This is a genomic window from Acidobacteriota bacterium (genome assembly GCA_016196035.1).
Taxonomy (GTDB): domain Bacteria; phylum Acidobacteriota; class Blastocatellia; order RBC074; family RBC074; genus JACPYM01.
The window spans coordinates 1-10213 of sequence record JACPYM010000127.1 but is presented as its reverse complement, the minus strand read 5'-3'; the positions used below and the strand labels follow the sequence as shown (position 1 = coordinate 10213).

At 60.9% G+C, this 10213-nt stretch carries 10 protein-coding genes; all 10 read left to right on the top strand.

The window, feature by feature from the left end:
- The first annotated feature begins 128 nt into the window (after positions 1-128).
- The 10 genes from HY011_35370 (at position 129) to HY011_35325 (ending at position 10002) form a co-directional block, all read left to right on the top strand.
- Entirely contained in the window at positions 129-1061 is a 933-nt protein-coding gene (locus tag HY011_35370; GenBank protein MBI3428235.1) for a MinD/ParA family protein, read from the top strand.
- A gap of 412 nt (positions 1062-1473) precedes the next feature.
- Positions 1474-2235: a FliA/WhiG family RNA polymerase sigma factor gene (locus HY011_35365; protein MBI3428234.1), complete on the top strand. Its 762-nt coding sequence runs from the start codon at positions 1474-1476 to the stop codon at positions 2233-2235.
- Between the two features lie 195 nt (positions 2236-2430).
- Positions 2431-3519, top strand: coding sequence for a flagellar motor switch protein FliM (gene fliM, locus HY011_35360; GenBank protein MBI3428233.1), 1089 nt, complete (start codon positions 2431-2433; stop codon positions 3517-3519).
- A gap of 49 nt (positions 3520-3568) precedes the next feature.
- Entirely contained in the window at positions 3569-4486 is a 918-nt protein-coding gene (locus HY011_35355; GenBank protein MBI3428232.1) for a FliM/FliN family flagellar motor switch protein, read from the top strand.
- A complete protein-coding gene (locus HY011_35350) occupies positions 4483-4911 on the top strand; it encodes a hypothetical protein (GenBank protein MBI3428231.1) in 429 nt (142 codons plus the stop codon). The genes HY011_35355 and HY011_35350 overlap by 4 nt, the downstream gene beginning before the upstream one ends.
- 12 nt (positions 4912-4923) lie before the next feature.
- A complete protein-coding gene (gene flgF, locus HY011_35345) occupies positions 4924-5709 on the top strand; it encodes a flagellar basal-body rod protein FlgF (protein ID MBI3428230.1) in 786 nt (261 codons plus the stop codon).
- 135 nt (positions 5710-5844) lie between these two features.
- Positions 5845-6633 (top strand): flagellar basal-body rod protein FlgG, encoded by a 789-nt coding sequence (flgG, locus tag HY011_35340; GenBank protein MBI3428229.1) that lies wholly within the window; start codon positions 5845-5847, stop codon positions 6631-6633.
- A complete protein-coding gene (flgA, locus tag HY011_35335) occupies positions 6630-7724 on the top strand; it encodes a flagellar basal body P-ring formation protein FlgA (protein MBI3428228.1) in 1095 nt (364 codons plus the stop codon). The genes flgG and flgA overlap by 4 nt, the downstream gene beginning before the upstream one ends.
- Before the next feature lie 262 nt (positions 7725-7986).
- On the top strand, positions 7987-8745 hold the full coding sequence (locus tag HY011_35330) for a flagellar basal body L-ring protein FlgH (GenBank protein MBI3428227.1): 759 nt from the start codon (positions 7987-7989) through the stop codon (positions 8743-8745).
- A gap of 75 nt (positions 8746-8820) precedes the next feature.
- The gene (locus HY011_35325) at positions 8821-10002 is read left to right on the top strand and encodes a flagellar basal body P-ring protein FlgI (GenBank protein ID MBI3428226.1); all 1182 of its coding nucleotides are present in this window, start codon (positions 8821-8823) and stop codon (positions 10000-10002) included.
- The last annotated feature ends 211 nt before the right edge of the window (positions 10003-10213 follow it).

Here is a 10213-nt window from a genome sequence, read left to right as displayed (position 1 = left end):
GTAGTCGGCAACCGGCAGTCGGTGGTCGGTAGTCGGTAGTCGGTAGTCGGTAGAGGTGTCCTGGCGGTCAGTGATAGTAGAGGATGTAAACCACTGACTACTGACTACTGACTACTGACTACTTTTCTATGACTGATCAAGCAAAGACTTTGCGGGAAATGGCGGCGCAGCGCGCGGGTGGCGGGCAGCCGGGGTTGGCCGCGGCCGCAACCGCCGTGGCGCCGCAACCGGCGGGCGCCAAACACATGCGCACGCTGGCCGTCACCAGCGGCAAAGGCGGCGTCGGAAAATCGAATGTCGCCATCAATGTGGCGCTGGAATGGGCGGCGCTGGGCCGGCGCGTTTCGTTGTTGGATGCCGATCTGGCGCTGGCGAATGCCGATGTGCTCTTCGGTCTCAATCCGCAATATCACTTGGGGCACGTCTTGCGCGGCGAACGCAGCCTGCGCGAAGTCGTCATTGAAGTCGCTTACGGCGTGCGCCTGATTCCCGGCGGCAGCGGCGTCGAGGAACTAGCCAATCTGGCGCGCCAGCAACACACGCAGTTGATCAGCGAATTGCAGGCCTTCGAGGCCGAGGCCGATTGCATGATCATTGATACCGCCGCCGGCATTGCCGAAAACGTCACGGGCGTGCTGCACGCCGCCGATGAAATCATCATCGTCACGACGCCCGATCCCACGGCGGTCGTGGATGCTTACGCGGTGATCAAGGTCTTGCATCAGCAAAGTCCGCAAAAGCCGCTCTGGGTGGTGGTCAACGATGCCGTCGGCATTGGCGATGCCGAACGCATCTTTACGCAATTGCAAAGCGCGGCGACGCGCTTTCTGGGCCGCAAGCTGACGTTGCTGGGCATGATCCCGCGCGATGCCCGCCTGGCCGAAGCCGTGCGCGAACAAGTGCCCGTCGTGTTGTATGCGCCGGACACGCCCGCCAGCCGGTCGTTGCGCTTGATCGCCAAGCAACTTGAAACAGAACACGTGGCCGGGGCGCATGGTCAGAGAACCCCGCGTTCTTTCTGGTCTGCCCTGAGCGCCCCGCTGGCCCAACGCTCACATTAAACCTGTGGGTAGTGGATCAAAGGGGAGAGAGCCAAGCCGCAGATCAACGCCGACCAACGCAGATCAATTCCATTGGCTAACCAGCTTACTCTGCGTTTTTCAGCGTTCATCTGCGGCAAGACCCCCCCTCTTTGAGCCACTACCAACCTGTGAACTTGGGTGGTCTTAAAATGTAAGACTCGTCCGTTTTGTCGCATAGCGACAGTTGAATTTAGCCGTGGGTTTTAACCCACGGTAACCGTAGCGGAGCAGTTCCGCGTCGCGTCAGCGCCGCCTGAATTCAAGCGTCGCTGACGCGACGCGGAACTGTTGCTAACCTTTCCCGGCGTTGAAACGCCGGGCTAAAGTCAGGTCGCCGCTACGCGGCTGCAAACAGCAGCAGTTCCTTTGATCACTGCCTAAACCCGTAGCTATGTTGTTGAAGAGGACACAGACTGCTTACACCGCCGTGGCGCGGCACGCGTTGGGGGAAAACGCCTATAAAAACGACGCGCGCGCCGCGCTGGTCGAAGCGCATCTGCCCCAGGTCAAGTTCATCGCCGAACGGCTGGCCGCCAAGCTGCCGCCTTCGGTTGATCGTGATGACCTGATCGGCGCGGGGGTGCTGGGTTTGCTGGATGCGGTGGATAAATTCGACGCGACGCGCGGCGTCCAATTCAAAACCTACGCCGAGTTGCGCGTGCGCGGGGCCATGCTGGATTGCTTGCGCGCGCTCGATTGGGCGCCGCGTATCCTGCGCCAGCGCGCGCGCGAGGTCGAAGCGGCCTATCACAAAATCGAGCGCGACTGCGGGCGGCCCGCCGAAGAAGAAGAAGTTGCGGGCGCGTTGGGCCTGACGACCGCGCAGTTTCACTCCCTGTTAGGCGAGTTGCGCGGCTTGACGCTGTTGGGACTGGAAGGCGCCACCGAAGAAGGCGAACTGCCGCTGCCCCAGATTCCCGATGATCCGGCGCGCAATCCGCTGGCGCTTTACGAAAGCATCGAAGGTCGCGCCCGGCTGCTCGAATCCATTGATCGGTTGCCACCCCGCGAACGTCAGGTGGTAGCCCTGTACTACCTCGAAGAATTGACGATGAAAGAAGTCGGCGCGGTGTTGGGCATTACCGAATCGCGCGTTTCACAATTACACACACAGGCAATGTTGCATTTGCGCGCCGCGCTGGCAGCGCATTGAAAGCCGTACCACGCGGACGGTACCGCGCGCGTGAGCAAGCGGCGCGTCAAGCTTGCGCCCTTGGCCGAACCGCCAAAGCCCCGCTTGCTGACGCGCGCGGTACCGTAACAGCGCTCCGTGTTACCCCATAACCATTGCAAACCGCTATAAATCACCAAAACAATGCCTGCCAATCCAACTCTCACGAATGAAGAAATGTCGGCGCTGTTAGCCAACAGCGGCGGGAGCACGGAAACGCCCAGCCCGAGCACGGAAAAACGCCGCCGCATTATTCCCTATAATTTCCGCCGCCCGGATCGCATTTCAAAAGAACAGGTGCGCTCGCTCTATCTGTTGCACGACCTGTTCTCGCACAGCCTCTCGTCGAGCATGCCGATCTTTTTGCGCACGATTTCTGAGGTGACGCTGGTCTCGGTCGAGCAACAGGCCTATGTCGAATACCTGTACGGCCTGCCCGATCCGACGGTCATTTTCACGCTTTCGATGCACCCCTTGCAGGGAACCGCGATCCTGGAAATGAATCCGGCGATTGCCTTCCCGATCATTGACCGCATGCTCGGCGGCGCGGGCGAGCAACTCGCCAAAGCGCGCGCGGTGACCGAGATCGAGCAAAAGGTGCTCGAAAGCTTTCTCAAAATTGTTTCGGATGATTTGCGCGATGCCTGGCGCCCGCTGGTCGAACTCGATTTGCAAATCCTCGGGCGCGAAACGCGCCCGCAACTCCTGCAAATCGTCGCGCCCAATGAAGTCGTGGTGGCCATCGTCTTTCACGTGCAACTGGGCGACATCCAGGGCCTGATGAGCCTGTGCATTCCGGCGATTGTGCTCGAACCGATCATTGCCCGGTTCAATCAATCTTCCTATTCGCGCAATCGCGTCGTGCTGCCGCAACAAACGCATTCCTTGCTGAGTAACCTGCGGACGTTGCCTTTCCAGGTTGCCGCCGAATTGCGCGGCATCACCGCCACCACCGACGACCTCTTTCGGCTGGCGCCCGGCGACATCCTGTTGCTGGATCAGCGCGCCGATCAACCCATCACGGTCAGCGTCGGCGGGCTGGAAAAATTTCAAGGCGAACTGGTCGAACAGGAGCGGCGCACGGCGGTTTATTTGCACACCGCGATCCTGCCGCCCAACGATGAATATGAGGAAGGGGAATTCATGGAGAGTTGGACCGACGCCGCTGCCCCAGGCTCGTCCAATTCAAAGCGACTCCCCGTAGTGGGCTTGGACCTCTTAGGCCCTGGCCTGAAGGCCGATGGCCTGATGAGACGGTCAGACTAACGCAAGCCCGCAACCGCGCGCGCACGATCCCTGAGCGAACGAGAAAACAATGGCGGACACGATCGAGAAACAATTCATCACGGCCTTCAGCGAAAGCTGGAGCGACATCGCCCCGGCGAAACTGGGGTGTGATTCGACGCTGGGGCTGCTGGCCCTGCGCGAAGTCAGCGGCGAAGGCGTCGAGGCCGCGCTGGCGGTGGCGGCCACTTGGTCGTGGGGCTTCTTTATCGAATGTTCGGGCGCGCTGCCGGGCGTCGCGGTTTGCCTCTTCAAAAGCGAGGATGGCACCCAACTCGAAAAGCTGGCGAAGCAAGACACGGACGGCCTGCCGAAACCGGGCGGGCGCGCCTTGCTCAAAGCCGCTTTTACCAACGCTGCCGTGCGCCTGACCGAGCAAGGCGACACAGTCAATTGCAGCGAGGTTACCTTCCTCGAGCTGAACGGGCAGGAAAAGCGCCTGGCGGCGGTGGTCGGCAACAAAGCCTGGGTGGGCACCTTCGCGCTGAACATCGGTGATGAGTCAGACACGCAAGCGCTGTTGTTGTATGCGCCCAATGGCTCGTTAAAGGCGCTCGCCGCCTCCGCCACCACGACGGAGCAGGCTGCGGCGGCAGCCAGCGCCGCCAGCGCGCCAAATGCGGCACCTGCTCCGGCTGCCACACGCCGTAACAACCGGCGCGAAGAACCGACCGTGCGTAATATCGAGCGCCTGCTCGGCATGGAATTGGAAGTCATCGTGCGGTTCGGCACGACGAACCTGCCCTTGCGCGAAGTCGTGCGGCTGGGGCCGGGCATGATGATCGAACTCAACCGCGCCGTTGACGAACCGGTCGAACTGCTCGTCAACGGACGTTCGCTGGCGCGCGGCGAAGTCGTCGTGATTGACGGTTATTACGGCGTGCGCATCACCGAAATCGGCGTCGCGAGCGAACGTCCGCTTTCACTTATTTCAGGGAGTTCCGCATGACCTTCGACCAGACTCAATGGCCCGCTTATCTGGCCTTGCTGGGCGCCGCGCTCACGTGTTGGGCGTTGGCCTGCCGGCTGCGCCAAACCGAACGACAGCAGCAAACTTCAATCACCGCACTCGGACAACGGCTGATGGCCGTCGAGGGGCGTTTGCGCCGCGCCCTGGAACAAAGCGCCGAACAGGCGCGACGGATGGCCTGGCTGGAATTGCACCTGCACCAAAGCCGTACCGGCGCAGGCCCCCTGCTCAACGTCAAAGCGAACGGCGGCGGCAAAGTCACCAGCATGACCGAACGGCGGCATCGCGTATTGGTGCTGGCGCGGCGCGGGATGACGGTGGAAACCATCGCGGAAACCCTGGGCGTGCCCAAAGGCGAGGTGGAATTGATTATCTCATTGCACTCGCTCAAGGCTGCGGCCTGATCGGATCACAGAATGCAATACGGACTTTACACAGCTTATCTGGGCATGCGCGCGCGGTTGCGCACGCTCGAAGTCATCGCCAACAACGTCGCCAACGCTTCGACCACCGGGTATAAGGCCGACGCGCTGCATTACCGCTCGGTCGAGGCCGCCGAACTCGAAACGGCGCGGCGCGCGGCGGCTGACCCGGCGCAAGCTGACGCCCCCTCGTTGAACCGGTCAGATGCGGCATTGCAATCGGTGCGCGCGCTGGGCGTGACCACCGGCAGCCGCTTCGATTTCAGCAACGGCACGGCACGCCAAACGGGGCGCACGCTGGATGTGGCACTGGAAGGCGACGGCTTGCTGGTCGTGCAAACGCCGCGCGGCGAACGCTACACGCGTGACGGTTCGTTGACGCTCGATGCCAACGGCCAGCTTGTCACCGCGCATGGCGACCTCGTTGTCGGCGAAGCCGGCCCCATCACCATCCGCCCAGGCGAAGTTTCGATCAGCGAGGACGGCCTCATCACCAGCGCCGGACAGGAGCAAGGCCGCCTCAAAGTCGTGCGCTTTGATTCGCCCGGCACCGCGCTCTTGAAAGAAAGCGACTCCCTGTTTGTCGCCAATGGCGGCGCACAACCGCAGGCCGCGCCGCAAACCCGCTTGCACCAAGGCATGCTGGAAGCTTCCAACGTCAACCCCGTTGGCGAGATGGCCCTTATGCTGCAAAACAATCGTGAATTTGAATCGTTGCAACGCTCCGTCACGCAACTGATGAGCATGCGCAAGATTGCGACGGAGATCGGGAAAATCTAGTGATCAGTAGTCAGTAGTCAGTAGTCAGTAGTCAGTAGTCAGTAGTTGAACATCGGCATACCACTGCAACATCGAATAGACCTACTGACTACTGACTACTGACTACTGACTACTGACTACTCAAGGAGATAACTTATGCCGAGCGCCCTTTTCACTGCCGCCACCGGGATGCAGGTGCAGCAGCAAAACGTAGACAACATCGCCCACAATTTGGCGAACTCTTCCACCGTCGGATTCAAACGGACGCGGCTGGAATTTCAAGACATTCTCTATCAAAACATCCGCACGCCGGGCGCGGCCTCGAACGCTTCGACGCCCTTGCCCGTGGGTTTGCAAATCGGTTTGGGCGCGCGCGCAATGGCGAGCCAGCGCATCTTCACGCAAGGCGAGTTTCAGCGCACTGACAATCCGCTCGATCTGGTCATCGAAGGCGCGGGCTTTTTCCAGGTGCGCCAAACCAATGGCGAAATCGCCTACACGCGCGCCGGTTCCTTTCACCTCAACGCCCAGGGCCAGGTCGTCACCGCCACAGGCGAAGCGCTTGAACCCGCCATCACCATCCCGCGCGAAGCCACTTCGATTGGCATCGGCACGGACGGCACCGTCAGCGTCTCGTTGCCCGGTCAGGTGAATGCGCAGAACGTTGGTCAGATTCAATTGGCTAATTTCGTCAATCCGGCGGGGCTGGATGCCATCGGGCGCAATCTGTTCAAAGAAACCGGCGCTTCCGGCCAGCCCACGGCAGGCGCACCCGATGCCCAGGGTTTGGGCCGCATCAATCAAGGCTTTGTCGAAGGCTCCAACGTCAATGTGGTCGAAGAGTTGGTGCAAATGATCGCCGCGCAGCGCGTTTATGAAACCAATTCGAAGGTCATCACGACCGCCGACCGGATGCTGGGCACGATCAATCAGGCGGTAGGATGAGCAATCGTCGGCAGTTGGCAGTTAGCGGTTGGCAGTTGGCAGCGTTTCACTCGCCGCAAGGCAAGCGCTCGCCGAGTGGTGCGTTGCGACGTTTATCGTCTCATTTATGGTTCGCCGCTTTCTGTTATGGCCTCGCACTTTACTGCCAACTACCAACCGCCAACCGCCAACTGCCAACTGCTTACGCACAACTCCCGCCACACATCCGCGTGGCTGCCGAAAGCATCGCGCAAACCGATCTGCTCACGCTCGGCGACATTGCCGAGGTGCAGGCGGCTGAAACGAACATTGGCGAACGGCTGCGCGCCGTCGCGCTCGGCTACGCGCCCAGCGTCGGCGCCGTGCGCGAATTGCCGCGTGAACGTTTGGTGCTGGCGTTGACGGCGGCGGGCTTTCCGTCCGGCAGCGTGCGTTTGGAAGCGCCGCCCGTGGCCTTGATTCGCCGTGCCGCGCAAACCATCGCCCCGGAACGTGTGCGCGAAGTTGTCGAAAGCGCGACGCTAACGGAGTTGCGCGCCAGTGGCGCGGTGGCGCGGCTGGTACGATTGGATTTGCCTGCCGTTATCGAAGTTCCCGCCGGCCCCATCGAAGTGCGCGCGCAAAGCGGCGGCATGCGCGATCTGTTTGCGCCCTTCACCGTCGGCCTCGAATTCTGGCAGACGAACCGCGTCGTGCGCCGTTTGAGCGTCACCGCGCAAGTCGAAGCCTTTGCCCCGGTCGTCGTCGCGGCGCGCGACTTGCCCGCCAATGTGCGTTTGCGCAAAGAGGATTTGGCCATCGAAGCCCACCGCCTCGAACGCCCCGCCGCGTTGTATCTGCTCGACACCGCCCGTCTGCGCGGGACATCCGTCAAACACACCGTCGCGCGCGGGACGCCGCTCACCCTGGATTTATTGCTGGCCGAATTCGTCATCAAACCCGGCGACACCGTGCGCATCGTCACCAAAGGCGACCGCTTGCAAATCATGGCCGTCGGCGAAGCGCGCGCGGCGGGCCGCATCGGCGACCGCATTCAAGTCAAGAACAAGCAATCGGGCCTGCTGTTGCAGGCCGTCGTGGTGGATGAAGGATTGGTGAGCGTGGTGTTGTGACGGGTGTGCACACGTGGATCGGAAATGTTTTCTGCCCTGAAAGGGCGATATTCAATAGCCGTGGGCAGCGCCCACTGAATGCTTGAAAAGGTTTCCAGCCCTGAAAGGGCTGTACTTTGACTCGAATACGACCCTTTCAGGGTCGAGGGTGAATATGCGTTTTCCCGTGGGCGCTGCCCACGGCTATTGAATATCGCCCTTTCAGGGCTTTCAGAAACGCTGCCCACCACATTGTCATCATTCGCATCCCAGAGGAGGCTCTATGCAATTCCGCCAATACCCATGCGTGCTTTCAAGCTTCGCACTGCTCTTTCTGCTCTTGCCATCCGGCTTGCAAGCCCAGCAACCCGTCATTCAAACCGGCAAAAAACAACCCTCGAAAGAGACCAAGCCCGCGCACGAAGCCCCGGCTGCCGAAACCACGCCGCTTATTCCATACGATCCAGTCACCGCCGAAGCGCCGCATCCGGCCAACGGCTCGCTTTACACCGACAGCGCGCCCAATCGCAGCCTCTTGATTGATTTCAAAGCGACCGGCCTGGGCGATCTGCTTTTTATTGATGTGATCGAGACGAGCACAGCCATCGTCTCGTCGAATGCCAAACGCAGCCGCGATTCGGGCACGCTGGCGGGCCTGACCGGGGTGATCAGCGCGATCCCCGTGGCAGGCGCGGCCACGACTGCCACGGCGTTGGGCGGCTTGGGTCAGCGCAAATATGAAGGCACCGGGACGACCGGCCGCACGAGCAATTTGCGCTCGCGCGTCGCCGCCCGCGTCACCGAAGTCCTGCCCAACGGCGATTTCCGCATCGAAGCCCAAAAGCTCGTCAAGATTAACAAAGAGGATGAATTGCTCACGCTGTCGGGCATCGTGCGCCGCCGCGACGTTTCGGCGGACAACGCCGTGCCGACCACGATGGTGGGCGACCTGCGCGTGCACCTCAATGGCAAGGGAGTTGCATCGGCGGATAACGCACCCGGTTGGCTCTTCCGCTTGTTCGAGAAGATTTCACCATTTTGAAGAAGGTAGTCAGTAGTCAGTAGTCAGTAGTCAGTAGGTCGAGCCAACTTGGTTGAACAGAGGCTGTACAAGCGAATGATCAATAAACACAGGCGATTCTTGAGCAAGGCAGTTTCACAGTGGCGCAAGTATGCTGTCTACTGTCTACTGTCTACTGTCTACTGTCTACTGCCCACTGCCCACTGCCAAGAAAAACCCGCCAGTGACAAAGAACTGACAGTCCGTGTCAAAGATATTGCAGAGATCGAAGGCGTGCGCAGCAATCAACTGATCGGTTATGGGTTGATCATCGGGCTGAATCGCACGGGCGACCGCACGCAGCAAAATATCTATGCCAGCCAGACGCTGCAAAACCTGCTCGAACGCATGGGCATCACGACGACGGTGGCGGCCATGAAGCCGGAAAATGTGGCGACGGTGCTGGTCACGGCGACGCTGCCGCCCTTTGTGCGGCAAGGTTCGCGGATTGATGTGAACGTCTCTTCGATTGGTGATGCGCGTTCGTTGCAAGGCGGCACGCTGATCATCACGCCGCTCAAAGGCATTGACGGGCAGGTCTATGCCATCGCCCAAGGCTCGGTTTCGATTGGCGGCATCGCGGCGGGGGGCACGGGCAATTCGGTCGAGATCAATCATCCGACCGCCGGGCGCGTGCCGAATGGCGCCACCGTCGAACGTGTGGTCGCCGCCAATCTGGCCGAAGGCAATGCGTTGACGCTCGTCTTGCGCCAAGATGACTTTACGACCGCCGCACGTTTGGGCAAGACGATCAATGCGCAGTTCGGTTCGGGCACGGCGCACGCGCTGGATAGCCGCAACGTAGAGATTCGCGTGCCGGTCACTTACGCCAGCGACCACGTCGGCTTTATCGCCGAACTCGAAACGCTGAAATTACAAACAGACGTCAAAGCTAAAGTCATCATCAACGAACGCACCGGTACCATCGTAATGGGGCGCGATGTGCGTTTGTCTTCCGTAGCGATTTCGCAGGGCGGCGTGACCGTGCGCATCGGCACCGAATACGACGTCTCGCAAGCCGCGCCGCTCGCGCCCGGCGGGGCTACGGTCGCCGTGCCGCGCACGACCGTCGAAGTCAAAGAACGCAAACCCGATTCGGTCATCTTGCCGGACGGTGCGACGGTCGAAGAAGTCGTGCGTGGGCTGCGTTCGGTCGGCGTTTCGGCGCGCGACATCATCAGCATCTTGCAGGCGATCAAGGCCGCCGGGGCGCTCGCCGCTGATTTGGAAATGCAATGATGACCTGGGAGCGCAGGCATCCTTGCCTGCTATAGGCTTCAAGAAAAAGAATCGCCGTAGCCATCTCCGACGGAGCGTCAGCCAACAGCCTGGGGTGCAGCCCCAGGCAGCACATTGAGTCTTGGCGCGAAGCCCTGAAAGGGCGGCAGCCAGAGGTTTGGCTGCCGCCCTTTCAGGGCTGGCCGAACCATTTGCACGACTCCCCAGGGCT